Origin of the sequence: Streptomyces pratensis, from assembly GCF_037137275.1 — a bacterium.
GTDB classification, from domain to species: domain Bacteria; phylum Actinomycetota; class Actinomycetes; order Streptomycetales; family Streptomycetaceae; genus Streptomyces; species Streptomyces pratensis_B.
Map to the genome: position 1 here is coordinate 152328 of NZ_JBBBEN010000098.1, position 26995 is coordinate 179322.

Annotated in this window: 22 protein-coding genes; 11 read left to right on the top strand and 11 right to left on the bottom strand. The window is 69.2% G+C overall.

All coding sequences use genetic code 11. From position 1 onward, the window contains the following. Positions 1-90: 90 nt before the first annotated feature. Positions 91-1938 (bottom strand): chromosomal replication initiator protein DnaA, encoded by a 1848-nt coding sequence (gene dnaA / locus V9U70_RS24550; protein ID WP_336678605.1) that lies wholly within the window; start codon positions 1936-1938, stop codon positions 91-93. A 382-nt stretch (positions 1939-2320) separates the two neighbouring features. Here dnaA and rpmH point away from each other — a divergent pair, with 382 nt between their 5' ends. The 9 genes from rpmH (at position 2321) to V9U70_RS24595 (ending at position 9072) form a co-directional block, all read left to right on the top strand. Continuing rightward, on the top strand, positions 2321-2458 hold the full coding sequence (gene rpmH, locus V9U70_RS24555; protein ID WP_003967884.1) for a 50S ribosomal protein L34: 138 nt from the start codon (positions 2321-2323) through the stop codon (positions 2456-2458). Between the two features lie 19 nt (positions 2459-2477). Beyond that, positions 2478-2849 (top strand): ribonuclease P protein component, encoded by a 372-nt coding sequence (gene rnpA, locus V9U70_RS24560; protein ID WP_336678607.1) that lies wholly within the window; start codon positions 2478-2480, stop codon positions 2847-2849. Continuing rightward, on the top strand, positions 2846-3205 hold the full coding sequence (gene yidD / locus V9U70_RS24565; protein WP_336678609.1) for a membrane protein insertion efficiency factor YidD: 360 nt from the start codon (positions 2846-2848) through the stop codon (positions 3203-3205). The genes rnpA and yidD overlap by 4 nt, the downstream gene beginning before the upstream one ends. Positions 3206-3208: 3 nt before the next feature. Then, a complete protein-coding gene (gene yidC, locus V9U70_RS24570; RefSeq protein WP_336678611.1) occupies positions 3209-4465 on the top strand; it encodes a membrane protein insertase YidC in 1257 nt (418 codons plus the stop codon). A 14-nt stretch (positions 4466-4479) separates the two neighbouring features. Further along, positions 4480-4992 (top strand): Jag family protein, encoded by a 513-nt coding sequence (locus tag V9U70_RS24575; RefSeq protein WP_336678613.1) that lies wholly within the window; start codon positions 4480-4482, stop codon positions 4990-4992. Between the two features lie 109 nt (positions 4993-5101). Then, positions 5102-5818 carry a 16S rRNA (guanine(527)-N(7))-methyltransferase RsmG gene (gene rsmG / locus V9U70_RS24580; protein WP_336678614.1) on the top strand — a complete coding sequence of 239 codons (717 nt, stop codon included), beginning with the start codon at positions 5102-5104 and terminating at the stop codon, positions 5816-5818. Positions 5819-6135: 317 nt separating this feature from the next. Further along, positions 6136-7212, top strand: a complete 1077-nt coding sequence (locus V9U70_RS24585) for a ParA family protein (protein ID WP_336678804.1) — start codon at positions 6136-6138, stop codon at positions 7210-7212. Continuing rightward, positions 7209-8303: a ParB/RepB/Spo0J family partition protein gene (locus V9U70_RS24590; RefSeq protein ID WP_336678616.1), complete on the top strand. Its 1095-nt coding sequence runs from the start codon at positions 7209-7211 to the stop codon at positions 8301-8303. The genes V9U70_RS24585 and V9U70_RS24590 overlap by 4 nt, the downstream gene beginning before the upstream one ends. 151 nt (positions 8304-8454) lie before the next feature. Continuing rightward, on the top strand, positions 8455-9072 hold the full coding sequence (locus tag V9U70_RS24595; RefSeq protein WP_336678618.1) for a GNAT family N-acetyltransferase: 618 nt from the start codon (positions 8455-8457) through the stop codon (positions 9070-9072). Positions 9073-9187: 115 nt separating this feature from the next. Here the strand turns inward: V9U70_RS24595 and trxA are convergent, their stop codons facing one another. The 7 genes from trxA to V9U70_RS24630 form a co-directional block, all read right to left on the bottom strand. Further along, on the bottom strand, positions 9188-9520 hold the full coding sequence (gene trxA / locus V9U70_RS24600; protein ID WP_336678619.1) for a thioredoxin: 333 nt from the start codon (positions 9518-9520) through the stop codon (positions 9188-9190). 43 nt (positions 9521-9563) lie between these two features. Then, a complete protein-coding gene (trxB, locus tag V9U70_RS24605; RefSeq protein WP_336678620.1) occupies positions 9564-10535 on the bottom strand; it encodes a thioredoxin-disulfide reductase in 972 nt (323 codons plus the stop codon). Between the two features lie 124 nt (positions 10536-10659). Next, positions 10660-11616: an anti-sigma factor family protein gene (locus tag V9U70_RS24610; RefSeq protein ID WP_336678621.1), complete on the bottom strand. Its 957-nt coding sequence runs from the start codon at positions 11614-11616 to the stop codon at positions 10660-10662. Beyond that, positions 11613-12329: an RNA polymerase sigma factor SigM gene (gene sigM / locus V9U70_RS24615; protein ID WP_336678622.1), complete on the bottom strand. Its 717-nt coding sequence runs from the start codon at positions 12327-12329 to the stop codon at positions 11613-11615. Before sigM ends, V9U70_RS24610 begins: the two co-directional genes overlap by 4 nt. Before the next feature lie 207 nt (positions 12330-12536). After that, entirely contained in the window at positions 12537-14267 is a 1731-nt protein-coding gene (locus V9U70_RS24620) for a protein kinase family protein (RefSeq protein ID WP_336678623.1), read from the bottom strand. A 129-nt stretch (positions 14268-14396) separates the two neighbouring features. Further along, positions 14397-16556 (bottom strand): murein biosynthesis integral membrane protein MurJ, encoded by a 2160-nt coding sequence (murJ, locus tag V9U70_RS24625; protein ID WP_336678625.1) that lies wholly within the window; start codon positions 16554-16556, stop codon positions 14397-14399. Positions 16557-16606: 50 nt separating this feature from the next. After that, positions 16607-18892 carry a DUF6049 family protein gene (locus V9U70_RS24630; RefSeq protein ID WP_336678627.1) on the bottom strand — a complete coding sequence of 762 codons (2286 nt, stop codon included), beginning with the start codon at positions 18890-18892 and terminating at the stop codon, positions 16607-16609. Between the two features lie 182 nt (positions 18893-19074). Here V9U70_RS24630 and V9U70_RS24635 point away from each other — a divergent pair, with 182 nt between their 5' ends. Next, positions 19075-20517 carry a CCA tRNA nucleotidyltransferase gene (locus V9U70_RS24635; protein ID WP_336678629.1) on the top strand — a complete coding sequence of 481 codons (1443 nt, stop codon included), beginning with the start codon at positions 19075-19077 and terminating at the stop codon, positions 20515-20517. An 84-nt stretch (positions 20518-20601) separates the two neighbouring features. Here V9U70_RS24635 and V9U70_RS24640 read toward each other — a convergent pair whose 3' ends face one another. The 3 genes from V9U70_RS24640 to V9U70_RS24650 all read right to left on the bottom strand — a co-directional run bounded on the left by V9U70_RS24640 (position 20602) and on the right by V9U70_RS24650 (position 23826). After that, on the bottom strand, positions 20602-21870 hold the full coding sequence (locus tag V9U70_RS24640) for an MFS transporter (RefSeq protein ID WP_336678630.1): 1269 nt from the start codon (positions 21868-21870) through the stop codon (positions 20602-20604). Between the two features lie 124 nt (positions 21871-21994). Continuing rightward, positions 21995-23077 (bottom strand): inositol-3-phosphate synthase, encoded by a 1083-nt coding sequence (locus V9U70_RS24645; protein ID WP_336678631.1) that lies wholly within the window; start codon positions 23075-23077, stop codon positions 21995-21997. A 59-nt stretch (positions 23078-23136) separates the two neighbouring features. Beyond that, the gene (locus V9U70_RS24650) at positions 23137-23826 is read right to left on the bottom strand and encodes a PadR family transcriptional regulator (RefSeq protein ID WP_336678632.1); all 690 of its coding nucleotides are present in this window, start codon (positions 23824-23826) and stop codon (positions 23137-23139) included. 400 nt (positions 23827-24226) lie between these two features. Between V9U70_RS24650 and V9U70_RS24655 the strand changes: the two genes are divergently transcribed. After that, positions 24227-26995: a transglycosylase domain-containing protein gene (locus V9U70_RS24655; RefSeq protein ID WP_336678633.1), complete on the top strand. Its 2769-nt coding sequence runs from the start codon at positions 24227-24229 to the stop codon at positions 26993-26995.

Below are 26995 nucleotides of genomic sequence, written 5' to 3' on the forward strand. Positions count from 1 at the left end.
GGCGGCGCCGACGGCGTCGGCCCCGTCCCCCGAAGCCACTGCCGACCGGGCCTCGAAGACGCCCTTCGCCCGCGCTGCCAGAAGTGCGCGTCAGCCGTTCTTGATGCGGTTGGTCAGCTCGGTGACCTGGTTGTAGATGGATCGGCGCTCCGCCATCAACGCCCGGATCTTGCGGTCCGCGTGCATCACCGTCGTATGGTCGCGGCCACCGAACTGCGCGCCGATCTTCGGCAGCGAGAGATCGGTGAGCTCCCGGCACAGGTACATGGCGATCTGGCGCGCCGTCACCAGGACGCGGCTGCGCGAGGACCCGCAGAGGTCGTCCACCGTGAGGCCGAAGTAGTCCGCCGTCGCCGCCATGATGGCCGGCGCGGTGATCTCCGGCGCCGCCTCCTCGCCGCCCGGGATCAGGTCCTTGAGCACGATCTCGGTGAGTCCGAGGTCCACGGGCTGCCGGTTGAGGGAGGCGAAGGCCGTGACCCGGATGAGAGCGCCCTCCAGCTCACGGATGTTGCGCGAGATCCGCGAGGCGATGAACTCCAGGACCTCCGGAGGGGCGTTGAGCTGCTCCTGGACCGCCTTCTTGCGGAGGATCGCGATCCTCGTCTCCAGCTCCGGGGGCTGGACGTCGGTGGTCAGGCCCCACTCGAAGCGGTTGCGCAGCCGGTCCTCCAGCGTCACCAGCTGCTTGGGCGGCCGGTCGGACGACAGCACGATCTGCTTGTTCGCGTTGTGCAGCGTGTTGAAGGTGTGGAAGAACTCCTCCTGCGTCGACTCCTTGCTCGCCAGGAACTGGATGTCGTCGACGAGCAGGATGTCCACGTCGCGGTACCGCTTGCGGAAGGTGTCGCCCTTGCCGTCGCGGATCGAGTTGATGAACTCGTTGGTGAACTCCTCCGAGCTCACGTACCGCACCCGGGTACCCGGGTAGAGGCTGCGGGCGTAGTGGCCGATGGCGTGCAGCAGGTGGGTCTTGCCGAGCCCGGACTCCCCGTAGATGAAGAGGGGGTTGTACGCCTTCGCGGGCGCTTCGGCGACGGCCACCGCCGCGGCGTGCGCGAACCGGTTGGACGCCCCGATGACGAAGGTGTCGAAGAGGTACTTCGGATTCAGCCGGGCGTGCGGCTCGCCGGGGCCGGGCGCGGGGGCCGGCTGCGCGCCCATCGGCCCGGGCACCGATCCGCCGGCCCGCCCGGGGCCGGGGCCGCCCTGGCGGTGCTGCGCCTGCGGGTCCTGGCGGTCGGGGCGCTGCTGGTCGTACCCCTGGTGCTCGGGCGGCTGCGACCGGTAGTCGTGCTGCTGCGGGCGCCCGGCGCCGTACGGCTCGCGCCACTGGTCGGAGGGCTGCTCGCGGTAGGGCTCGGAATCGCGGTACGGCTCGCTCTCGCGGTACCCGTCGGAAGGCTGCTCCCGGTCCTGGTACCCGCCGTGCCGCGGCTGCTGCCAGGAGAGGTCCTCCTGGGTGCGCGGCCAGGCGCCGGGCTCCGGGCGCTGCTGCTGGTAGTCGGGGTAGGCCGGCCGGGCGGCCGGCATGCCGTCGTCGGAGGAGCGGTGGCCGTACCCGTCGTACGCGTCGTCGTCGCGGGGCGGCCCGGAGTAACGGCGCCCCTGCTGGCCCTGGTGCGAGGCGTGCATCGGGGGCGCCGGCGGGGCGGGCGGTTCGCCGGCGGAGTCGTCGACGGTGATCGCGATCCGGATGGGGCGGCCGCACTCCCGGGTCAGCGTCTCGCTGATGAGCGGGGCGAGCCGGCCCTCCAGGACGCGCTTCCCCCATTCATTGGGGACGGCCAGGAGTGCGGTGTCGGCGACGAGTGCCAGCGGCTGGCAGCGCTCGATCCACTGCTTGTCCTTCGGCTCGATGCCCTGCTGCCCCTCCCCGAGGAGTTGTTCCAGCACTCGCGGCCACACTGCGGCAAGATCGGCAGGTACGTCAGCCACAAGGCACGCTCTCTCGCATGTCCCACGAATGTGTGGTTCTCGGGACGGGATGGGTCGGGTCGGGTGAGGCCCGGCAGGGGGGAAGGAAAGGAACCGGAGTTCAGCCACGGTAGTCAGGCCGACCCGCGCGGTTCAAGTCGTTGTCCACAGGCTGTGCACAATGGGAGGCCGGGCGGAGCCGGTTTGACCGGATGGCGTAGCCGCGCGTACCGTGACCAGGTCGAGTTGTCGATGGCTGCTGCCGCCTGCCTCCGATGGGCAAAGATCACGATCCTGTGATTGTGAAGCGGTGCACTAAGGCGTTTACGCGAGTTCCTCGTGGGCGCACGGTGACAGCCAGGCGATGTCCCGCCAACACACGAATCATTTCTGGAGCCCCCGAGTGAGCAAGCGCACCTTCCAGCCGAACAACCGTCGTCGCGCCAAGACCCATGGCTTCCGGCTGCGCATGCGTACCCGTGCCGGCCGTGCGATTCTCGCGAACCGCCGTGGCAAGGGCCGCAGCAGCCTGTCCGCCTGATCGCCAACAGGTCCATGACGTGCTGCCTACCGAGAATCGGCTGAGGCGGCGCGAGGACTTCGCGACCGCGGTACGACGAGGACGTCGAGCCGGACGTCCGTTGCTCGTCGTCCATCTACGCAGCGGTGAAACGGACCCGCACGTGACGGGGGAGAGTGTTCTCCCGCCGCGTGCGGGTTTCGTCGTCAGCAAAGCCGTAGGAGGCGCGGTCGTCAGGACGGCGGTGAAGCGCAAGCTCCGCCACCTCGTCCGCGACCGGCTGGCCCAGCTGCCCCCCGGTAGCCTTGTAGTCGTACGGGCGCTGCCCGGTTCGGGCGACGCCGACCACGCACAGCTGGCCCGAGACCTGGACGCCGCGTTGCAGCGGCTGCTGGGAGGGGGCGCGCGATGAAGTACCCGTTGCTTGCTCTCATCAAGCTGTACCAGTGGACGATCAGTCCACTCCTCGGGCCTGTCTGCCGTTATTACCCGTCGTGTTCCCACTATGGATATACGTCGATCGACAGGCACGGAGCCATCAAGGGAACCGCGCTGACCGCCTGGCGCATCCTGCGGTGCAATCCGTGGTCACCCGGTGGTGTGGATCACGTTCCGCCCCGCAGGCGTCCCCGGTGGCACGAGCTGCTGCGTAACGCCCTGCGTGGCGACAAGGGCGGGGAGTCCGCCGCTGACGTGCCGTCCGGGGGGTCGGTCTCCGAACCTCCGGGCCCGGCCGCAGAGACCTCGCCCAATGCTCAAGGAGCCTGATTAGTGGACACGATTGCCAGTCTGTTCAGCTTCATCACGTGGCCCGTTTCCTGGGTCATCGTCCAGTTCCACAAGGTCTATGGCGCGATCTTCGGCGATGACTCGGGGTGGGCCTGGGGCCTGTCCATCGTGTCGCTGGTGGTGCTGATCCGGATCTGTCTGATCCCGCTTTTCGTGAAGCAGATCAAGTCCACCCGGAACATGCAGGTGCTCCAGCCGAAGATGAAGGCGATCCAGGAGCGCTACAAGAACGACAAACAGCGTCAGTCCGAAGAGATGATGAAGCTGTACAAGGAGACGGGCACCAACCCGCTCTCCTCGTGCCTTCCCATCCTCGCGCAGTCGCCGTTCTTCTTCGCCCTGTACCACGTGCTGTCGTCCATCGCCTCGAACAAGAAGATCGGCGAGATCGATCAGGGCCTGCTGGACAGCGCCCGTGAGGCGCACATCTTCGGAGCTCCGCTGGCCGCCAAGTTCACGGACAGCGCCGAGAAGGTCGCCTCGCTCAACGCCGATCTGCTGGACGTCCGGATCATCACCGCGATCATGATCGTCCTGATGTCGGCCTCGCAGTTCTTCACGCAGCGCCAGCTGATGACGAAGAACGTCGACCTGACGGTGAAGACCCCGTACATGCAGCAGCAGAAGATGCTGATGTACATCTTCCCGGTCATCTTCGCCGTGATGGGTGTCAACTTCCCCGTCGGTGTCCTCGTCTACTGGCTGACCACGAACGTCTGGACCATGGGTCAGCAGATGTACGTGATCAACCAGAACCCGACGCCGGGCAGCAAGGCGCAGGACGCCTACCTCCAGCGGCTCCTCAAGAGCGTGAGCTCCCACGGGCAGGTTCGGGGCCGGACCCGGCGCAACACCGTCAAGCGGATCGTCGCCAAGGGCTCCGACCGCAACGACATCGAGCGCAAGTTCATCACCGGTCTGGCCAAGCTGGGTCTCGTGGCCCAGGAGGACGGCACCGTGCTGAAGGGCGAGACGGCCGGCGTCGAGGCGGAGGGCGGTGCGGCGCAGAAGCGCCAGCAGCCCAAGCGTCAGACCAAGGCGAAGCGCCAGACGGCCGCCACCACGGCCGGTGGAGCCAAGGACACGGAATCCGCCGCGGCCGCCGGTTCCAAGACCTCGCTCCAGAAGCAGGACGATCAGCCGAAGCCCGCGGGCAAGCCCGCCTCCGGCTCCTCACGCCAAGCCAAGTCCGGACAGCGCAAGGGCCCGCAGCGGCCCAAGCACCCGTCCAAGAAGTAAGAAGGAGTCCATCCGTGACGGAAGGCACCATCTCCACGGCCGCCGCTGAGGGCAGCGACACCCTGTCCCGCCTGGAGCAGGAGGGCGAGATCGCGGCCGACTACCTCGAAGGACTGCTCGACATCGCCGACCTCGACGGCGACATCGACATGGACGTCGAGGCGGACCGGGCCGCGGTGTCGATCATCAGCGACTCGGCACGCGACCTGGAGAAGCTCGTGGGCCGCGACGGTGAGGTTCTGGAGGCGCTCCAGGAGCTGACACGGCTGGCCGTGCACCGGGAGACCGGTGACCGCAGCCGTCTGATGCTGGACATCGGCGGGTTTCGGGCGAAGAAGCGCGAGACTCTCGCCGCGCTGGGTGCCAAGGCCGCGGACGAGGTCAAGAGCTCCGGCGAGCCGGTCAAGCTGGAGCCGATGACTCCGTTCGAGCGCAAGGTCGTGCACGACGCGATCGCGGCGGCCGGTCTGCGGAGCGAGTCGGAAGGCGAGGAGCCGCAGCGGTTCGTCGTCGTTCTCCCGGCCTGACCCGATCCTTGTACTGTCGGCCCCGTCTGTTCGCAGGCGGGGCCGATCTTTGTCAGCCTGATAGTCAGCCACCCACAGTGCGCTAGTGCGGTACGGAAGGACGGTCCCCGTGACGGAGGCAGCAGAGCTCCCCCAGGCGCCCGCAGAGGCGCAGGCGGTATTCGGAGAGCTCTTCCCGGAGGCTGTCCGGTACGCGGAGCTTCTGGCGGACGCCGGAGTCAAGCGCGGTCTCATCGGGCCACGCGAAGTGCCCCGGCTGTGGGAGCGCCACCTGCTGAACTGTGCGGTGCTCTCCGAGGTCGTGCCGGAAGGCGTCACCGTCTGCGACGTCGGTTCGGGTGCGGGGCTGCCCGGCGTCCCGCTGGCGTTGGTGCGGCCGGACCTCAAGATCACCTTGCTGGAGCCCCTGCTCCGCCGGACGAACTTCCTCCAGGAGGTCGTGGAGCTGCTCGGTCTGGATCATGTGACGGTCGTGCGCGGCAGGGCCGAGGAGGTCCTTGGGACGTTGCAACCGGTTCACGTCGTCACCGCTCGCGCCGTCGCGCCGCTGGACCGGCTGGCAGGCTGGGGCGTGCCCCTGCTGAAGCCGTACGGCGAGATGCTGGCGCTCAAGGGTGACACCGCGGAGGAGGAGCTCAACGGTGCCCGGGCCGCGCTGAGCAAGCTCGGCGTGCTGGAGACCGAGGTCCTCCAGGTGGGCGAGGGATTGGTCGATCCCCTGTCCACCGTGGTCCGTGTGGTGGTGGGCGAGAGCCCGGGGGGTGTGAGGTTCGCCGCAAAGAGGGCCAAGGCCGCACGGACAGGGCGGGTGCGCCGACGCCGCTGATCAGCGGCGTCGACCGGCCCCGAGCCCCCGCCTCCCGCTTACCAGTACGCGGCTTTCTGCACCTCTTGTGCCGCTTATCAGCGATACGTCGGTAAAGCGGGCGTATGCACCTCGTGCGGAGTGTCGTGGCCTGGTAGTTGCTGTGCAGAGGCATCGTGTTTCACGTGAAACGTCGCTCTCTGTTGCAGGGAATCATCGGCCGCGGTCGTGCGGCCGCCACGCCGCGCGACCGCAAACCCGGACGGGTGGCCGAGTTGTCCACACGTGCGGATTCATCCACAGAACAGCGGGCCTCGCTGGTTCACGACCCCGAAAGCATGGCAGGCTCTGTTCATTGCGAGCCTGAAGTCGAGGAGAGTGAATCCTTGCGGTCCGACGCCAACATCGCGGGACCGATGACCGACCCGGTCCCCGGTCCCCGAACCGAGTCCGCGGGGGAGGGTGTTTCACGTGAAACACCGCCTCCGATGGACGACACACCCATCGGTCGTGCCGCCCAACTGGCGGTCGAGACCGTCGGCCGCGCCGGCGAGGGGCTGCCTCGCCCTGACAGCACCCGCGTCATGGTGGTGGCCAACCAGAAGGGCGGAGTCGGCAAAACGACCACGACCGTCAACCTTGCGGCGTCCCTGGCCCTGCACGGGGCGCGCGTCCTGGTCGTCGACCTCGACCCGCAGGGCAATGCCTCCACGGCTCTGGGCATCGATCACCACGCCGACGTTCCCTCTATCTACGACGTCCTGGTCGAGAGCCGGCCGCTCTCCGAGGTGGTCCAGCCCGTTCCCGACGTAGAAGGTCTGTTCTGCGCTCCCGCCACCATCGATCTCGCCGGTGCGGAGATCGAACTGGTGTCACTGGTGGCGCGGGAAAGCCGACTCCAGCGGGCGGTTCAGGCGTACGAGCAGCCGTTGGATTACATCCTCATCGACTGTCCTCCCTCGCTCGGCCTGCTGACGGTGAACGCGCTGGTGGCCGGAGCCGAGGTGCTGATCCCCATCCAGTGCGAGTACTACGCGCTGGAAGGCCTGGGACAGCTTCTGAGGAACGTCGACCTGGTGCGGGGCCACCTGAACCCGGGCCTGCACGTCTCGACGATCCTGCTGACGATGTACGACGGCCGGACGAGGCTCGCCTCACAGGTCGCCGAGGAAGTGCGCACGCACTTCGGCAAGGAGGTGCTGCGGACGAGCATCCCGCGATCGGTGCGCATCTCGGAGGCCCCCAGCTATGGCCAGACCGTGCTGACCTATGACCCGGGGTCCAGCGGCTCGCTCTCCTACCTCGAGGCTGCCCGGGAGATCGCCCTGAGAGGCGCCGGAGTGCACTACGAAGCTCAGCACGCTCCCACCAGCATGCAGAACAACCAGCAGAACGTAGCGGAGGGCATTCAGTGAGTGAGCGTCGTAGAGGTCTGGGGCGTGGGCTCGGGGCGCTCATCCCGGGAGCCCCTCAGGAGAAGCAGACGTCAGTGCCCGGAGGGAGCGGCTCGGCGGCGTCAGGGCTGGGGCCGCTGCTGACCGGAGAGCGTGGAGTGGCTGCCGCGAAGGTGACCGGACTGCCGGCCGCCCCGGTGGTCCCGGAGCCCCCCACTGTCCCGGAGGCCCGGTCGGAGGAGGGAGGCGAGGTAGCCGGTGCGTTCTTCGCCGAGCTGCCGATCGATGCCATCACGCCGAACCCCCGGCAGCCGCGTGAGGTGTTCGACGAGGACGCTCTGGCCGAGCTGGTCACGTCCATCAAGGAGGTCGGCCTCCTTCAGCCGGTCGTCGTGCGCAAGGCGGGGGCCGGCTACGAGCTCATCATGGGCGAGCGTCGGTGGAAGGCCTGCCGCGAAGCGGGACTGGAGCGTATCCCCGCCATCGTCCGCGCCACCGACGATGACAAGTTGCTGCTGGACGCGCTGCTGGAGAACCTTCACCGGGCCCAGCTGAATCCGCTGGAAGAAGCAGCTGCGTACGACCAGTTGCTGAAGGACTTCAAGTGCACGCATGACCAGCTGGCCGACCGGATCGGCAGGTCGCGTCCCCAGGTCTCCAACACCCTGCGGCTTCTGCGGCTCCCGCTGCCTGTCCAGCGGCGGGTGGCGGCGGGCGTTCTCTCGGCCGGTCATGCGCGTGCCCTGCTGTCCGTGGAAGACTCCGAGGAGCAGGACCGGCTGGCGCACCGCATCGTGGCCGAGGAGCTGTCGGTCCGGGCGGTGGAAGAGATCGTGAAGCTCCTGGGTTCGCAGCCCGCAAGCACTCCGAAACCCAAGGGGCCCAGGGCCGGCGGGCGGCTGTCCCCCGCGCTGAACGATCTGGCGACCCGGTTGTCCGACCGTTTCGAGACCCGGGTGAAGGTCGACCTGGGTCAGAAGAAGGGCAAGATCGTCGTCGAGTTCGCCTCGGTGGAGGATCTGGAGCGGATTCTCGGGAGCCTTGCTCCGGGTGAGGGCCGGGTGCTGGAGAGCCGGCTCGCCGAGACGTCCGAGGAGAACGACAAGACCTGAGCCGCCGGGCTCCCCGAGGGCGGGCTGTGNGATGCACCGGCGCACAGCCCGCCCTCGGCCTTCTCCGCGTGCCCGCAGCACCTCCAGGTCGCTACGATGCGTACGGGGGATGGCACATCCCTGGTGGTCGACCTCGAAGGAGGACGGGCCCATGGGGCGTCGACTCGTACCCCTCACTCTGGACAACCTTCCGGATCTTCCCGGGCCCTGCCGCTCGTGTGTCTTCTGGGAGCTCGACCCGGTCAGTGGCGAGGCTGCGGTGAAGGCGGGCAAGTCGGAGCGGGAGAAGGAAGCCTGGATCTCCGCGGTCCTCCTGGAGTGGGGGTCCTGCGGCCGGGTGGTCTACGTGGACGACCAGCCGGTCGGCTTCGTGCTCTACGCCCCGTCGGCGTATGTGCCCCGCGCGACCGCGTTTCCGACCAGCCCGGTCTCCTCCGACGCCGTTCAGCTCATCACGGGACTGATCCTTCCCGATTACCAGGGACAGGGGCTCGGACGCGTCCTGGCACAGACGGTGGCCAAGGACGTTCTCCGCCGGGGCTTCAAAGCGATCGAGGCGTTCGGCGACGCACGGCCCACGGCGGGCACGTGCGTGCTTCCCGCCGATCACCTGCTGGCGGTCGGGTTCAAGACCGTGCGGCCGCACCCCACGTTCCCGCGGCTGAGGCTGGAACTTCGCACGACGCTCTCCTGGAAGGAAGACGTGGAGATGGCGCTGGACCGGCTCCTGGGGGCAGTCAAGAAAGAGCCTGCGCTACGTCCGCTGTGATTCCGGCGGACTGCCCGGCGGTGCCCGTCCTGCCGGGCCGGGAGGGATATGCGAAACGGGCCCGTCCCCGCCGGGGGTGGGCCCGTTTCACGTGAAACATCGCGCCGGGGTGCCGCTACTCGCTGATGAAGCCTTCGAGGTCGCGGAGGATCGCGGCCTTCGGCTTCGCGCCGACAATGGTCTTGGCGACCTCGCCGCCCTGATAGACGTTCAGTGTCGGGATGGACATCACGCCGTACTTGGCGGCGGTAGCCGGGTTCTCGTCGATGTTGAGCTTGACGATCTCGATCTGGTCGCCGTGCTCGGCCGCGATCGCCTCCAGAGAGGGGGCGATCTGGCGGCACGGACCGCACCAGGCGGCCCAGAAGTCCACCAGAACGGGCTTCGTGCTCTTGAGGACGACCTCGTCGAAGGTGTCGTCCGTTACGTGCTTCAGGTCGCCGGCCACGGCGGCCTCCTTAGTCTCTCGGAGTGGGGTGCGTTGAGGAAGTTCAGACGGCCGGGGTCTTCTCCGGCTCGGCGGGCTCCGCGTCGGCCAGGGCGGCCAGGAAGCGCTCGGCGTCCAGCGCGGCGGAGCAGCCGGTCCCTGCCGCCGTGATCGCCTGGCGGTAGGTGTGGTCGACCACGTCTCCGGCCCCGAAGACACCGGTCAGGTTGGTGTGAGTGGAGGGAGCGTCGACCTTCAGGTAACCCTCGTCGTCAAGCTCCAGCTGGCCCTTGAAGAGCTCGGTTCGCGGGTCGTGGCCGACAGCGATGAACAGGCCCGTCACCGGCAGCTCGGACGTCTCACCGGTCTTCGTGTTGCGCAGGGTCAGGCCGGTGAGCTTCTGCTCGCCCTTGACCTCGGCGACCTCGCTGTCCCAGGCGAAGGTGATCTTCGGGTCTGCGAAGGCCCGGTCCTGCATCGCCTTGGAGGCGCGCAGCGTGTCGCGGCGGTGGACGATCGTGACGGACTTGGCGAAGCGGGAGAGGAAGGTCGCCTCCTCCATCGCGGTGTCGCCGCCGCCGACCACTGCGATGTCGTGGTCCTTGAAGAAGAAGCCGTCGCAGGTGGCGCACCAGGAGACGCCGCGGCCGGAGAGGGCGTCCTCGTTGGGCAGTCCGAGCTTGCGGTGCTGGGAGCCGGTTGTCACGATGACGGCCTTGGCGCGGTGGACGGTGCCCGCAGTGTCGGTGACGGTCTTGATGTCACCGGTGAGGTCGACCGAGACGACGTCGTCGGGGATCAGTTCGGCGCCGAAGCGCTCGGCCTGGGCTCGCATGTTGTCCATGAGCTCGGGGCCCATGATGCCGTCCTGGAAGCCGGGGAAGTTCTCCACGTCGGTGGTGTTCATCAGCGCACCACCCGCCGTGACGGCGCCCTCGAAGACCAACGGGTTCAGCGAGGCACGGGCGGTGTACAGCGCGGCGGTGTACCCGGCCGGTCCGGAGCCGATGATGATCACATTACGGACGTCGCTCACGGGTTTCTTCCTCGTCTCTGCAGACTGCCTACTGCCTACGGGGTCGGTTCAACGACTCTCACCCCACCCAACCGATCCTACGGGTGATGCATTCCCGCCGTGCCGTAGTGGCTCTCGACTGTCTTCAGGGGCGGTCGTAGGCGCGTGAGAGCAGCAGCCGTCCGGCCGACTCCGGGGCGGTGTCCACGCAGGAGGCGGCCACGATGTAGGCCTCCACGCGCGCGGGGTCGCTGCTGTGCGGAAGGACGACGAGAAAGGCCTCCGCTCCCCGGTACTCCCCCTCGTCGAGGGCCAGGGCCGGAGCGTTGCGACCGGTCGCCTGTTGCACGCACGGGGGGACGGCGACGGCGGGGGCCCTCAGCGGGTTGCTGGTCGCCTCCGTCTCCGGAATGGCGGCCTCGCTGGTCGACCTGCTGTCCATGTTCGGCGGCATCTTCTGGGCCCCGGGGCTCTTCGGACTCGCCCTGCCGCGGACGAGGGCCTGGACCCGCGCTTCGAGCGTTCCGTCGGTGAACCGGTGCGGGCCGCTGTCCACTGCGGAAGCCTGACGGTCGGACGCCGTTTGCGATGCGTCCTGAGAGGGGCCGACGGCCTGGAGGAAGAAGACGCCCATCCCGATGACCGCGGCCCCGACGGCCGTGCCGAGGACGGCGGCGCGGCGCCGCCGCCGGAAAGTGCGGCGGCCCGGGCCGGTGGGTGCGGTGGACCGCCCGGCGGGTCGGCCCGGGGGGGACACGGAGGCGCCGCCACCGTCGAAGGGGGCCCGGAGCGTAGAGGAGGGGGTGGCCCCGGTCGCCGTTTCACGTGAAACATCGAGCGGCTCGTCCCCGGTGGGCCGGGGCTGGTCCGCGAGAGCCGCGTCGATGCGGGCGGCGATGTCCGCAGGCATCGGTTCGGGGTCCGGCAGGGACCCGAGCAGCCTGCGGACCTCTTCGAGGGAGTCACGTACCTCCGCGCAGAGGTCGCACGATGCGACGTGCTGGAGGACTTCCGCCGTACGGGAGGGGGAGAGCAGCCCCTCGGTGAGATCGGAGATCTCGTCGATCTCCGGGTGCTGAGCTGTGCCCGACGTGGATGTCATGTGCGCCCACCTCCTCCCTTCGCGGTGGCAGGACCGCTTGCTCCTGCGTCGTGTGGTCCTGGCGCCGGTGGGACGGATGACTCCGGCGTCCGGTTCCTTGCGGTGGCGTCGTCGCTTCTCCCGGGGCTCCGCTCCCCGGTTCCGGCGCGCAGATGGCGGACCAGCGGGGCCAGTTTCGCCCGGCCCCGGGCGCACCGGCTCTTCACGGTGCCGGACGGCACCTTCAGGATGGCGGCGGCCTCGGCGACGGGGTAACCCTGCATATCGACGAGGACGAGGGCCGCCCGCTGCTCGGCGGGCAGGGTGGCCATGGCCTCCTGGAGCTGGCGGTGGAGGTCCTGTCGCACGGCGGGGGCCTCGGCCGACTCGTGGGGTTCGAGGAGCCGGTCGAGCCGCTCTGCGTCGTCCACGGGGGACGTCCGGCGGGAGGCCGCTTTGCGGACCCGGTCGAGGCAGGCGTTGACGGTGATCCGGTGCAGCCAGGTGGTGACGGCGGACTGCCCGCGGAAGGTGTGGGCGGCGCGGAAGGCGGAGACGAGAGCGTCCTGAACGGCGTCGGCCGCCTCTTCCCTGTCCCCCAGGGTTCGCAGCGCCACGGCCCACAAACGGTCGCGGTGGCGTCGTACGAGTTCGCCGAAGGCGTCGGGGTCGCCCGCGACATGCCGGGCGAGCAGCTCCGAGTCGTTCGGTGCCTCCGGTGGAACGGAACCCACCCTGCCCCCCTCCGAACCGGATGCGCTGTCATGTGCGGGCCGCGTTCCCGACGCGGTGCGACGGGAAGAAGACTGCCGTCAGGGGCGTGACGGCCGCAACCCTGACGCCGCAGGTGTTCGGGAGGTGGGCGCCACGCCTGGAGAGGAGCGGCCCGGTGCGGCGGGTGGCCGCGGGCCGGAGCGGGCGGGGCCGCGCCGGCCCGCAGGTCAGCCGAGGACGGAGATGTCCGTGATGCCGCCGCGGTAACCGCCCGTTCCGTCCGAGGGAAGCTCCGTGATGTGGATCAGGACGTAGCGCGTGCGCACGGGCTTGTCGAGCTTTTCCTTGATCGTTTTGCCCGCGACCGTCTGCTTGACGATCGGTTGGCCGAAGTCCGCGAGCGTGGACGGTGACGAGGCGTCCGGGTCCGCCGCGAGCACGGTCGTCGTCTGGCCCTTGCGGTACATGGCCACATCGACTCCGGAGACGTCCCGGACCTTGCCCAGGTCGACGATGATCCCGCTGCCCTGCTTGCGTTGGGGAAGATTGCCGAAGTTGGCGAAGCCCTCGTACCGCGGGGTGATCCAGTACGTGTTCGGCCGGCCGTCGACGGTGTTGCCCACGTCCTCCTGCTTGATCCCGGAACCGTCGGGCGTGAACTCCGCGGCCCCCGCGAGGGGCAGCGGCTCGGCCGACGGAGCGGGGACCTTGTCCTTGTTCTTGTCGTCCTCGTCCGTCTGGGTGACGCCGGTGTCCTCGGCCCGCTTGGTCCGGTCGAGCAGGGTCTCCGCGAGCTGCCAGCTGCCGAGGCCCAGGGCCGCGATGAGGAGCGCCGAGACCGCCCACTTGAGTACGCGTCCCGTGCGGCTCTGCAGGGGTGCCGGAGGGGGCGCCATCACGGGTCGGGCCGTGGCCGACGGGAGGGTGGACGGGCGGCCGTACGTCCCCTGCTGATAGGTCGTTCGCTGGTAGGCGGGCGGCGGGGTGAACGTGGGCTCGGGCGGCAGGACGCGCGGCAGCGCCGTGACGGCCTTGGCCAGTTCCTCCGGAGTGGTGCAGGGCGGCTCCTGCCGGGAGGCCGTGGCGCCGTCGTTGGCGAGCGCGCGCATCGCCAGCTCGGACAGGCCGCGGTGGACTCCGGCCCGGACCTGGTCCGGTGCGATGAGCCCCATGCCCTTGGGCAGCCCGGCCAGCCCGTGGGCATCGTTCTCGTACGGCCAGCGGTGGGTGAGGGCGGCGTACAGGAGTGCGCCGATGGCTTCGGTGTCGGTGCGGAGCGGGTGTTCGGCGGTGATGCCGCGCAGGGCGGCGTTCACGGCGAGGCCGCGGATGCGGTACTGGCCGGTCGAGCTGCGCAGGACGGCACTGGGGGTGAGGCGCAGGTGGGCCAGGCCTTCGCGGTGGGCGGCGGCCATCGCCTGGGAGACCTGGCTGACGAGCTGGTAGGCGTCGTGGGCCTCCATCGGTCCGGAGGCCAGCAGAGCGGTGAGCTCGGTGGCGTCGGGAAGCCATTCGTGGACGACGTAGACGAGGTCGTTCTCCTCCACGGCGTCCAGCACCTGGACGAACCGCGGGTCGCCGAGCAGGGCCGAGGAACGGGCCGCGGCCAGCACCGAGCGGGCTCGCGGATGGTGTGCGGGCAGCAGGTGGACGCCCACCGCGCGGCGCAGCTTCTCGTCGACCGCCCGCCAACTGCTGAACCCGTCCAGGCGGGTGACGCACTCCTCCAGGCGGTAGCGAGCGGCGAGTCTGTGACCGCTGTGCAGATCGGGCGTCTCCGGAACCGGCTCGGAACGCCCCCGCCCGCGCTCCGTGTTCTCGGTGTCCTCGGGGCTTTCACCCTCGCTGTTCTCGGCTTCCGCCGTCCCGTCGGTCGTGGCCTTGTCCGCCTTGGCGGTCAACGGCTCGTCGCCGCTGTTGTCGGCCACGTCGACGGCAGCCGTGCTACGTTCCGCCACCGTCGTTCCTGCCTCCCCATCCGTTGCGCGATGCCAGCCAGCTCTGCACAGTCACGCCAATTGTGCCCACACTCCCGCGCTATCCACGACACGCGGAGTCCGGCGATGGTTGTGCGGACGGATGCTCATTCAGCGTCCGAGCCGTCCCCGGACCATGCCGACCAGGCCGTTGACCTCTTCGATGCGCATCTTCTTCGCCGCGACGAAGAAGAGGCCCATCAGGAGGACACCGCCGCACACCAGAGCGGCCAGTGAGCCGAGGGCGCCGGTGCCCAGGAGTTCCAGGATCGCGAACCCCACGCCGCCGCCGATCAGCGCGGCGGGCACCGCGGCCATGCAGAGGCGGGCGTAGGTCCGCACGATGTGCGCACCGTCCAGGTCGCCGCCGAGCCGCTTGCTCAGTCGGCGCCAGGCGACTCCGACGCCGACCGCGTAGGCCAGACCGTAGGAGAAGGCCATGCCGACGACGGCCCAGCGGGCGGGCAGGACGACGTAGCAGAGTGCGGAGGCCGCGGCGTTGACGGCGGCCACGATGACGGTGTTGTAGAAGGGGGTGCGGGTGTCCTCGTAGGCGTAGAAGCCCCGGAGCACGACGTACTGCACGGAGTACGGGATCAGGCCGAGTGCGAACGCCATGAGGATGAACCCCATGGACCGGGCGGCCTCCGCGCCGCTGGACGCGTACAGCAGGGTGCACATCGGCAGGCCCAGCGCGAGGAAGGCGAAGGCCACCGGCACGATGGCGACGGCCGAGTTCCGCAGCCCCTGCGAGATGTCGTCACGGACCGCACCGGGGTCGTCGTCGTGGGCGGCGCGGGAGATGCGGGGCAGCAGCGCGGCCATGACGGAGACGGTGATGATGGCCTGCGGCATGCCCCAGATCAGCTGGGCGTTGGAGTAGGCGAGGAACCCGGTGCCGTCGTGACCGGAAGCCTTGCCGGCCGCCGTGGACAGCTGGGTGACGACCAGCACGCCCGCCTGGTTGGCCAGGACGAACAGCACGGTCCATTTCGCCAGCTTGATCGTCCTGCCGAGCCCGTGGCCCTTCCAGTCGAAGCGGGGGCGGAACCGGAAGCCCGCCTCGCGGAGGTACGGGATCATCGCGAGCGACTGGACGGCGAGGCCGAGCAGGGTGCCCATGCCCAGCAGCCGGACGCCCTCCGGCGGGATGGTGTCCACGCCCATCTGCGACTCGCCGGAGGTGCCGTAGACCCAGATGAAGAGTCCGAACGTGAAGATCATGACGATGTTGTTCAGGACCGGGGTCCACATCATCGCGCCGAACTTGCCGCGTGCGTTGAGGATCTGACCCATCACCACGTGCACGCCCATGAAGAAGATGGTCGGCAGGCAGTACCGGGCGAAGGTGACGGCGACGCTGTTGGCGGCGACGTCGTTGGCGATCGTGGGCGACAGCATGTGGATCAGCGCCGGTGCGGCGAACACCGCGATGGCGACGATCACGCCGAGTGCGACCATCACGAGGGTCAGCAGCCGGTTCGCGAAGGCCTCCCCGCCGTCCTCGTCGTTCTTCATCGCGCGAACGAGCTGGGGGACGAAGACCGAGTTGAGGCCGCCGCCGACGGTGAGGATGTAGATCATGGTCGGCAGGGTGTACGCGATGGTGAAGCTGTCGCCGAGCAGCGCGGCGCCGAGGGCGGCGGTGATCACCAGGGACCGGACGAATCCGGTGAGCCGGGAGACGAGGGTGCCGGCCGCCATGACCGCGCTGGACTTGAGGATGCCGGAGACCTTGCCGCCGCCCTTGCCCAGAGGCTGCGCGGGGGCCGGCTCCGGCTCCGGCGGGCCGGGGGGCTTTCCTGACCCCTCCTGGTCCCGGAGGAGGTGGGCGAAGGCGTCCGGCTCCTCCCGGTCGTCCGACGCCTGGGTGACCAGGTCGTCGACGCCCACGAACTGCGTGGTCGCCGGACGGTCCCCGTACGGCAGGTGGCGGGAGGGCCCTGCGGGCTCGGGCGGCGGGGTCGGGGCCCAGACGCGCGGGTCGGGAGCGTACGGGGCCGGGGGCGGCTGCTGGTAGAGCGGCTGCGGTTCCTGATAGGCGCCCGGGGGCGGAGGAGGGTGCGAGGCGCGGTCGTAGAGCGCCTCGCCGACCGGGTCCTGGGCGGTGAGGTCGTGGGCCCGGTAGGGATCGTCCTCATAGGCGTGCTGGAGGTACGGGTCCTGCGGAACCGAACCGTCCTGGCCCGCGCCCGGAGGGACCGGAGGCCCGCCCGGAGACGCTGCTCCGCCCGCGCCCTGTCCGCGGTCACCGTCGTACGGCGCGTTCATCGAAACCCCTACCTCATCGTCCCCGGCCGGCCGGCCACGACAGACATCGCTCAACGGTCCACTTTCTCACCCGTTCCCGGTGCCGCCCCGCTTTCCGGACCGGTGTCCGGGGCCGGGTCACTCGGCTGCTCGGGTTCGCCGCCCTCGCCGTTCGCCGTGTCGCTTGCCACGGCGCGCTTGCGGTGGCTGTACATCCGCACTCCCGCCAGCACCAGGAGCAGCAGCCCACCGGCGATCACGAGCAGCACGGTGGGCGTCACCTCGGACACCTTCACCGTGAAGGTCATCTTCTCGCCGTACGGGGTGCCGTCCTCGGTGAACAGGCGTGCGGTGACCTGGGCCCGGCCGTTGGCGCTGGTCGCCGTGTCGAACTTGACCGACTGGCTGTGCCCGCCGGCGATGCTGACCGGCAGTTCGGCCATGGAGCCGTCGTCGTTGAACTTGAGCCGGATGTTGTCCGAGGTGAGCCGGAGGACCAGCCGGTCGACGCCCTGTACCAGCTTGTTCTGCACGGTCACCGGGATGGTCGCGCTGCGCCCGGAGAGGGTCACGTCCGACTTCTCGATGAGCTGGACCTCGTTGGTGAGGCTCCGCAGATATTCGCGTACCGCGTCCCGGTACTGCTGTGCCTCCAGGGCCCGGCCCCGCCAGGACGTCGACATCGAGCGGTTGATGGCGTTGCCGAAGGGCGTCACGACACGTTCGGGCTGGGTGAGGATCGTCTGGAAGCTGTCCAGAGAGCTCTGCGTGCTCCGGATGTCCTGGAAGGCCTGCGTGGGCAGCTCCTGGGCACGCAGCTTCTTCGGGTAGGCCGAGCCCCGGGGGACCTTGGTGGTGGCCCGGGGGTCGGGCTTGGCCTCTGCGGCGGCGACCAGGTCGAGCGGCTGCGTCCATCGATCGCCCGACAGCCCCTCCAGGGCGCGGGCCATCGTCTGGACCTGGGCGGTGGTGGGCATGCGCGGGGGCGCCACGACGATGCTGCGCTCGTTGTCCGGCGCCTGCTCGGTCAGCGTCAGGGTATGGGCGAGGAACTTCTGGACGGCGAGGGTGGAGGTGCTCGCCCTCGACATGTCGCGGTCGAAGGCGGTCGAGAGCCGGGCGTCGGCGACGACCGCGGTGGTCCCGCCGCCGATCGGCCGGGCGGCGGTCGGGGTGTACGGCAGCCGGTCCGTCTCCCGGAAGCTGTCGCCGCGGGCGATGATGTTGTGGGCGCCGGCGGAGGTGGCCACGTCCACGATCGAGGGGTCCACCGCGCCGTTCACGGGCCAGGCGAAGTCGGTGGAGGGCTTCACGTGGAGGATGGTCTCCACCGTGGAGGAGGCCACCGTGGATGCGGTCTGCAGATGGCTGAGCGTGCCGGACACGGTCTTGCCCCGGTGGGCGATGGAGGCCAGGTCGGGGTCGGCGAACGGCAGCGCGATCACCTTGCCGTCCTCCACGACCTTCTCCAGGGCGCTGAGCCACTGCTTGGCGACGGCCTGGTTCTTTCCCGGGACGGTCGTCCCGCCCGACTGGACCTCGTACTTCCCGGCCATCGCGGCCACGCTCGCCAGCAGATCCGGGTCGACGACCCAGGTCACGGGGAGCCGGCTGCCCAGGGACACCATCTGCTCCAGCCGGCCGCCGGGCGCGATCTCCTTCGCCAGGGCGTCGTCGGTGAACACGGGCGTCTGCTGCTCGTCCGAGCGGGTCTCCGCCGTGACGTGGGGAGAGGCGATGAGCGGCCACAGGAAGGTGAGCCGGGTCCGGCTCTCGCTCGTCTCTGGCTGCCAGGGCAGGAACGAGCGCTCGATGCCCAGCACCTGCTCGTAGCGAGCGCCGGAGGTGCGGCCGGAGACCGACACGCCGACCTGGTAGACGCCCGGGTCGTCCAGTCCCAGCTTGTCGACGGGGACGGACAGCGTGAAGTCCTGGCTGATCCCCCTGCGGAGCTTCGGGAACTTCACCGTGTACTTCCCGCCGACGGCGACGGGGTCGGAGCCGGGCACGTATCCGGTGCGCTTGGCGACGTCGTCGACCTGCCCACGTCCGGAGAGCCGCGGGCCGACCCGCAGATCGACCTCGGCGCTGTCGACCGTCTCCTTGCCGCGGTTGGTGAGAGTGCCGGAGACGGTCAGGGTGTCGTCCTCCGTGGGCACGCTCGGTGTGAGCGTGTCCAGGGACACATCGACCGTGCGGGAGCCTGTGGGGGCCTTGGCGGGCTCTACGGCCACAGCGGCCGGAACGGCCAGCAGCCCGGCGAGCAGCGGAGCTCCCAGCACGGCGGTGGCTGTGCGCCGCAGCCATCGGCGGGCAGGAGAGGGACGCGTCCCCTGGAAGTCTGCCGCCTCGGCCACGCGCCTACCCGTCCCTCGTCGTCGTCAGGTTCTGTCGGTCGTTGTCGGTCCTGCGTCCCCGCATGGTAACGAGGAGCGCCGGGCCGGAGTGCTGCGGTCCGTGCCACATGATCCCGGGTGGTCCGCAGGCTCCGGATAAACGATGACGCCGCCGTCGGTCCGTGCACGTACCCTTTTCTGTTGTGCCGAACGCCAACGAAGAGAACGCCAGTGCACTGAGCCAGGTGCAGCACCGCGCGGTGAGTGAACTGCTGAGGGTCTCCCCGGTCGCCGACGACCTCGCCCGTCGATTCCAGGAGGCCGGATTCGGTCTCGCGCTGGTCGGGGGCTCGGTCCGCGACGCGCTGTTGGGCCGGCTCGGGAACGACCTGGACTTCACCACCGACGCCCGCCCCGAGGACGTGCTCAAGATCGTCCGCCCGTGGGCCGACTCGGTGTGGGAGGTCGGCATCGCTTTCGGCACCGTCGGCTCCCAGAAGGACGGCTACCAGATCGAGGTCACGACCTACCGTTCGGAGGCGTACGACAGGACCTCGCGCAAGCCGGAGGTCTCCTACGGCGACTCCATGGAGGAAGACCTCGTACGCCGGGACTTCACGGTGAACGCGATGGCCGTGGCCCTCCCGCAGAAGGAGTTCATCGATCCGCACGGTGGCCTGAAGGATCTGGCCGACCGCGTGCTGCGCACCCCGGGCACGCCTGAGGAGTCCTTCTCCGACGACCCGCTCCGCATGCTGCGCGCCGCCCGGTTCGCCGCCCAGCTGGACTTCGAGGTCGCTCCCGACGTCGTGACCGCGATGACGGAGATGGCCGCGCGGATCGAGATCGTGTCCGCCGAGCGGGTCCGCGAGGAACTGAACAAGCTGCTGCTCTCGCAGCACCCTCGCAAGGGGCTGGGGCTCCTCGTCGACACGGGGCTGGCCGACCATGTGTTGCCCGAGCTGCCTGCGCTGAGACTGGAGAGTGACGAGCATCACCGGCACAAGGACGTCTACGAGCACTCGCTGACCGTTCTGGAGCAGGCCATCGACCTGGAGGAGGACGGCCCCGACCTCGTGCTGCGCCTTGCCGCGCTGCTCCACGACATCGGTAAGCCGAGGACCCGCCGCTTCGAGAAGGACGGCCGGGTCTCCTTCCACCACCACGAGGTGGTGGGCGCGAAGATGACCAAGAAGCGCATGACCGAGCTGAAGTACTCCAACGACCTGGTCAAGGACGTGTCCAAGCTGGTGGAGCTCCACCTCCGCTTCCACGGGTACGGCGACGGGGAGTGGACCGACTCCGCCGTGCGCCGGTACGTGCGCGATGCCGGCCCGCTGCTCGAACGTCTCCACAAACTGACCCGCTCGGACTGCACGACGCGGAACAAGCGCAAGGCGAACGCCCTCTCGCGCACCTACGACGGGCTGGAGGAGCGCATCGCCCTGCTGCAGGAGCAGGAGGAGCTCGACTCCATCCGTCCGGACCTGGACGGCAACGAGATCATGCAGATCCTCGGAGTCGGCCCCGGCCCGGTGATCGGCAAGGCGTACGCGTTTCTGCTGGAGCTGCGCCTGGAGCGCGGCCCTCTGGAGCGGGACGCCGCCGTGGCGGCGCTGAAGGAGTGGTGGGCCCAGCAGGGCTGATTCCGCCGGTGCGGTGTTTCACGTGAAACACGCACCGGCCGCTGGATNCACGTGAAACGACCCCCTCGACACATCCTCTGACGGTCATCCTCCGGCTTCGGTGTGCCGCCGACGGAACATGGTCGTCGCGACGCTCGCGTACAGCAGCGCCACGACCACCAGTACGGCCATGGACCTGCCGTCCGGCGGAAGCATGAGGGCCGCAGCCCCCGCCGCACCCACGAACGCGACGTTGAAGAGCACGTCGTAGAGGGAGAAGACCCTGCCCCGGAAGGAGTCGTCGACCGAGGTCTGCACGATGGTGTCCGTCGCGATCTTCGATCCCTGTGTCACGACGCCGAGGACGAACGCGGCGAGCAGCATCGGAAGGGCGGCGAAGGAAAGTCCTAGAGCGGGCACCAGGACAGCCGCGGACCCGGCGCAGGCCACGATCCATCCGTACCGTCCGAGCCGCCCCACGGCCCACGGTGTGAGCACGGCGGCGATGAAGAACCCCGCACCGGAGACCCCCACCGCCAGGCCGAGCAGAGCCAGCCCTTCGGACTCGGTCTCCGACCATGCGTATCGGGCCAGCATGAGGACCATCACGGTGAGCGCTCCGTAGCAGAAGCGGATCACGGTCATGGCGGCCAGGGCTCTGGCGGCGTACGGGCGCTGGGCGAGATGACGCAGTCCGGCGAGGAGTCCGCGTGCGGTGACGGTCAGCGCGGCGCGCAGGCGCAGCGGGTAGCCGTCGGGACCGGGCCCCAGCAAGGCGCGCGGCAGGCTCAGCGATACCAGCGCGGACAGCAGGTAGAGCATCGCCCCCAGCAGGACGACCGCCGCGTCGGACCCGTCGGCCACCAGCCGCACGGCGAAGGCGAGGCCGCCCCCCGCGGTGGCCGCCAGGGTGCCGGCGGTCGGGGAGATCGAGTTGGCGACGACGAGCCGGTCGGCGTCGACCACCCGGGGCAGCGCCGCGGAGAGGCCCGCCAGCACGAAGCGGTTGACGGCGGTGACGCAGAGGGCCGAGGCGTAGAAGAGCCAGTCGGACGCCGCCGCGAGGATCAGCAGAGCCGTGCAGCAGGCCAGGGAGGCCCGCAGGAGGTTTCCGTACAGGAAGACCTGACGGCGGGGCCAGCGGTCCAGCAGGACGCCGGCGAAGGGCCCGATCAGGGAGTACGGGAGAAGGAGCACGGCCATCGCCGAGGCGATCGCCGCTGCCGAGGTCTGCTTCTCCGGGGAGAAGACGACGTAGGAGGCGAGGGCGACCTGGTAGACGCCGTCGGCTGACTGGGAGAGAAGCCGCACGGTGAGGAGGCGACGGAAGTTCCGAAGGCGCAGCAGCAGGCGCAGGTCACGCGCGACAGACATGGGAGCAAGCGTCACACACGTCGGGGGCCCGCGGGCGGATTGCCCGGAGACCCCCGATGTGCGGCAGGAAAAGGCGAGCGTCCCGGCTCAGCGCCTCGGTGAGGTTGTCACCGGGACGGCCGTCTCAGTGCTCGGCGTCGCCGTTGATGAACTTCTCGACGTTCTCGCGAGCCTCGTCGTCGAAGTACTGCACCGGCGGGGACTTCATGAAGTAGCTCGAAGCCGACAGGATCGGGCCGCCGATGCCGCGGTCCTTGGCGATCTTCGCGGCACGGACGGCGTCGATGATGACACCGGCCGAGTTCGGTGAGTCCCACACCTCGAGCTTGTACTCCAGGTTCAGCGGGACGTCGCCGAACGCGCGGCCCTCAAGGCGCACGTACGCCCACTTGCGGTCGTCCAGCCAGGCCACGTAGTCCGAGGGGCCGATGTGGACGTTGTCCGCCCCGAGCTCGCGGTCGCGGATCTGCGAGGTGACGGCCTGCGTCTTGGAGATCTTCTTGGACTCCAGGCGCTCCCGCTCGAGCATGTTCTTGAAGTCCATGTTGCCGCCGACGTTCAGCTGCATCGTGCGGTCCAGGATGACGCCCCGGTCCTCGAAGAGCTTCGCCATCACACGGTGCGTGATGGTGGCGCCCACCTGGGACTTGATGTCGTCGCCGACGATCGGGACCCCGGCCTCGGTGAACTTGTCGGCCCACTCCTTGGTGCCGGCGATGAAGACCGGAAGAGCGTTGACGAAGGCGACCTTGGCGTCGATGGCGCACTGCGCGTAGAACTTCGCGGCGACCTCGGAGCCGACGGGCAGGTAGCAGACGAGGACGTCCACCTGCTGGTCCTTGAGCACCTGGACGACGTCGACCGGGGCGTCCGCGGACTCCTCGATCGTCTCGCGGTAGTACTTGCCCAGACCGTCGTGGGTGTGGCCGCGCTGGACGGTCACGCCCGTGTTCGGCACGTCCGCGATCTTGATGGTGTTGTTCTCGCTGGCGCCGATGGCGTCCGCGAGGTCGAGGCCGACCTTCTTCGCGTCGACGTCGAAGGCGGCGACGAACTCGACGTCGCTGACGTGGTAATCGCCGAACTGGACGTGCATCAGGCCGGGCACCTTGCCGGCCGGATCGGCGTCCTTGTAGTACTCGACGCCCTGCACCAGCGAGGCGGCGCAGTTGCCCACGCCTACGATGGCTACGCGAACCGAACCCATTCCGGTTGCTCCCTGTGTAATCGGTGTTTCCGATGAAGTCCCCGCGGAGTGCGGTGACTTCACTTGGCGGTGTCGTCGGACGTATCCGGCGGGGTGGTGTCCCGGCGCCGGGGCAGGCCGCCCGTCTCTCCAGGTTTGTCCTGCTGAGCGGAGCCCTCGGGCGAGGATCGTCGTCGATCCCGTCCCGACCGCTCGCTCTCGATGAGCTCGTTCAGCCAGCGCACTTCGCGCTCCACGGACTCCATGCCGTGGCGCTGCAGCTCAAGTGTGTAATCGTCGAGTCGTTCGCGTGTACGGGCCAGCGAGGCGCGCATCTTCTCCAGACGCTCCTCCAGCCGGCTGCGCCTGCCTTCGAGGACCCGCATCCGCACGTCGCGTTCGGTCTGGCCGAAGAAGGCGAAGCGAGCCGCGAAGTGCTCGTCCTCCCAGGAATCCGGACCGGTGTGCGAGAGCAGCTCCTCGAAGTGCTCCTTACCTTCTGTCGTCAACCGGTAGACGATCTTCGCTCGGCGTCCGGTGAGAGAGGAGGCGGGCGCGGTGGAGGCGGCGTCCGCCGCAGCGGCGGGCTCCTCGATCAACCAGCCGTTGGCCACCAGCGTCTTGAGGCAGGGGTAGAGGGTCCCGTAGCTGAACGCACGGAAGATCCCCAGCGAGGTGTTGAGGCGTTTACGCAGCTCATAGCCGTGCATCGGGGACTCGCGGAGCAGGCCGAGAACGGCGAACTCGAGGATGCCCGAGCGTCGGCTCACGGTCGCCTCCTCCTTCTCCCGCTGCTTCCGCGGACCCGGTCTGCGGGGCCCGTCGGCCTGCCTATGCCGTGCTGATGTATCGACTCGATACATCAGCACGATAGATCGGTCCGGCGTGTTCGACAAGGGCGTACTTCGTGAACGGCGTCACATCCGTGATTCCCGGGGATCGACTTGCGTTGTTTGGGGTGAAGTTCGGTCCTAGGAGGGTTTTGACCGTGCGTAGTCTGTGCGGCATGCAGACCACCGGGAACCGCGAGGCGCCGCCGAGCGTCAGACATCGCGGACTGCCGGATGCACTGCGGACGAGTCTTCCGCAGCGGCTCGTCCGTAATTCGGGGGGACCGGATCTCAACTGCCGCTTCCAGGCGCTCTTGCCTGCCCGAGGAGTAGTCGTTCCATGAGCGAGCACCGTCGCAAATCGCCTCAGCCCCAGGGTGGCGGGCGTGCCGCGGCCAGACGAGCCGCCCAGCAGTCGACCGGACGCCGAGCCGTACCGTCACGCAGGGAAACTGCCGTATCACCTTCCGAGTCGGACGGTGAGGGGCGCCAGTACGGCAGCCGTGCCGAGGCCCGCCGCGCGGCCCAGCGGGGCGGCAGACGCCGGGGGGCGGAAGCGTCCGCCGCGTCCGGGGGGCACGGAGCGGGGGGCGGTGGCAGGCGACGCGGTGGCGGCGGCCCCGAGGGCCGGGGGGGCGACAACGGCCGGCCGGGCAGGAAGCGCCTCGTCGACTACCCGCGCCACGACCGGTACGGGTTCCGTCGCTGGCTGCCCTCGTGGAAGCTGGTCTCAGGGCTCTGTCTGGCGTTCCTCGGCCTGCTGATGGGCATCGGGGGCGTTTCGTACGCCTTGGTCTCCACACCGAACATCAACGAAGCGGCCGAAGCACAGAACAACGTCTACTACTGGGCCGACGGCACACAGATGGTGGCGACCGGTGGTGTGGTGAACCGCCAGGAGCTCAAGTTCGCGCAGATCCCGGTGGCGATGCGCAACGCCGTGATCTCGGCCGAGAACAAGACCTTCGAGACGGACCGGGGCATCGACCCCATGGGCATCGGCCGTGCGCTGCTGAACATGGCCACCGGCGGCGAGACCCAGGGCGGCTCGACCATCACCCAGCAGTACGTCAAGAACTCCAGGCTCTCCCAGGACCAGACGCTCACGCGTAAGTTCAAGGAGCTCTTCATCACGCTGAAGGTCGGCGGCGAGATGAAGAAGGACGACGTGATGGCGGGCTACCTCAACGTCTCGTACTACGGGCGCGGGGCCTCCGGGCTGCAGGCCGCGGCCCGCACCTACTACAACAAGGACGCCGTCGACCTGAACGCGAGCGAGTGCGCCTTCCTGGCCACCCTGCTCAAGGGCGCGAGCTACTACGACCCGGCCGGTGCGCCCGACATCGACCCGAAGAACGCGACCAAGGAGAAGAACACCGAGCGGGCCAAGGAACGCTGGAAGTGGATTCTCGACGAGCAGGTCGAGGACGGGCGGATGTCGGCGGAGGAACGCGCCAAGTACACGGAGTTCCCCATGCCGGTGCCGCCGAAGAAGAACGCCAAGCTGGGCGGCCAGACCGGCTACCTGGTGGATCTCGCCAAGAAGTACTTCCTCGCCAACAACACCGAGGGCATCGACGCCAAGCAGCTCGACCTGGGCGGCTTCGAGATCCACACGACCTTCGACAAGAAGAAGGTGGACCACCTCACCAAGGCGGTGCAGAAGGTCTACGACGCCAAGATCCGGCCCGAGGAGCGTCCCGAGACCGACACGCACGTCGAGTTCGGCGGCGCCTCCGTGGACGCGAAGTCCGGTGCCATCCTCGCCACGTACGGCGGCCAGGACGCCACCACGCACTTCACCAACAACGCCGACGCGACCGGTGCCCAGGTCGGGTCGACGTTCAAGCCCTTCGTGCTGGCCGCGGCGATGCAGTACGGCGTACGCGATCCGAAGCTCGGTCCGGAGCAGAGCAACTCCGAGCGCACGCAGGTATCGCCGGAGAGCATCTACAACGGTGACAACAAGCTGCGGATCAGGGACTACACCGGCAAGGTCTGGAAGAACGAGGACGACGAGGAGTGGCTCCAGACCAACGACGGTGACGCGGACTACGGCGACATCGACCTGCGGTACGCCATGGAGCAGTCGGCCAACTCCCCCTTCGTGCAGCTCGGCATGGACGTCGGCACGGACAAGGTCAAGGACGTCGCCGTGGCGGCGGGGCTGAAGGACGACAGGTTCATGGCGAACGCCACCGTTCCGTCGTTCTCGATCGGCACCTCGTCTCCCAGCGCCATCCGGATGGCGGGCGCGTACGCCACCTTCGCGACGAGCGGTCAGCAGAACGACACGTACTCGGTGACCGAGGTGAAGAGGGAGGGCGAGGTCGTCTTCCAGCACAAGAAGCGGCCCGAGCGCGCCTTCAGCCCGGCCATCGCCGACAACGTCACGGACGTGCTGAAGAACGTCGTGGAGAACGGGACGGGCAAGCCCGCCCGCCTCGAAGGCCGGGAGGCCGCGGGCAAGACCGGTACCACGGACGGCAACCGGTCCGCCTGGTTCGTCGGGTACACCCCGCAGATCTCGACGGCGATCAGCATGTTCCGGCTGGACGACGACGAGAAGAACACCGACCGCGAGTTCGAGAAGATGTTCGGCACCGGCGGCGAGAAGAAGATCCACGGAAACTCGTTCCCGGCCTCCATCTGGCACGACTACATGACCGCGGCGATGAAGGGCAAGAAGGTCGTCTCCTTCCCCGAGCCGCAGGACCTGGGCGAGGCCGTGTGGGGCGGCGGCGCGGTCAGCCCCAGCCCGACGCCGAGCCCCACGCCTTCCGAGGAGCCCACGGAGGAGACGAGTCCGACTCCCACCCCGACGACCCCGAGCCCCACCCCGACCCCGACTCCGACGCCGACGCCGAGCAAGACGTGCGGTGTCCTCGACTGGGAGTGCCACAACGCCAGCGGTGGTGGAAACGCCGGCCCCGGCGGAGGCGACGACAACCAAGGGGGCGACAACGCCGGCGCCAGCGAGGGGGGCGACAGCTCCGGCCCCGGCGGGGGCGACGACGGCGGTGCCGACGAGGGCGGCGACAGCTCCGGCCCGGGCGGCGGGCCGAACGGTGCGTCCAACGGCAACACCATCTGGGGCTCGGGCGGGTAG

Excerpts from the sequence above, each read along its gene's own strand:
- murJ (WP_336678625.1), bottom strand. The coding sequence starts at position 16,556 with ATGAACGCGCCGTACGACGGTGACCGCGGACAGGGCGCGGGCGGAGCA.
- yidD (WP_336678609.1), top strand. The coding sequence starts at position 2,846 with ATGAAGTACCCGTTGCTTGCTCTCATCAAGCTGTACCAGTGGACGATC.
- V9U70_RS24640 (WP_336678630.1), bottom strand. The coding sequence starts at position 21,870 with ATGTCTGTCGCGCGTGACCTGCGCCTGCTGCTGCGCCTTCGGAACTTC.
- V9U70_RS24655 (WP_336678633.1), top strand. The coding sequence starts at position 24,227 with ATGAGCGAGCACCGTCGCAAATCGCCTCAGCCCCAGGGTGGCGGGCGT.
- V9U70_RS24610 (WP_336678621.1), bottom strand. The coding sequence starts at position 11,616 with ATGACATCCACGTCGGGCACAGCTCAGCACCCGGAGATCGACGAGATC.
- V9U70_RS24585 (WP_336678804.1), top strand. The coding sequence starts at position 6,136 with ATGGCAGGCTCTGTTCATTGCGAGCCTGAAGTCGAGGAGAGTGAATCC.
- V9U70_RS24595 (WP_336678618.1), top strand. The coding sequence starts at position 8,455 with ATGGGGCGTCGACTCGTACCCCTCACTCTGGACAACCTTCCGGATCTT.
- V9U70_RS24645 (WP_336678631.1), bottom strand. The coding sequence starts at position 23,077 with ATGGGTTCGGTTCGCGTAGCCATCGTAGGCGTGGGCAACTGCGCCGCC.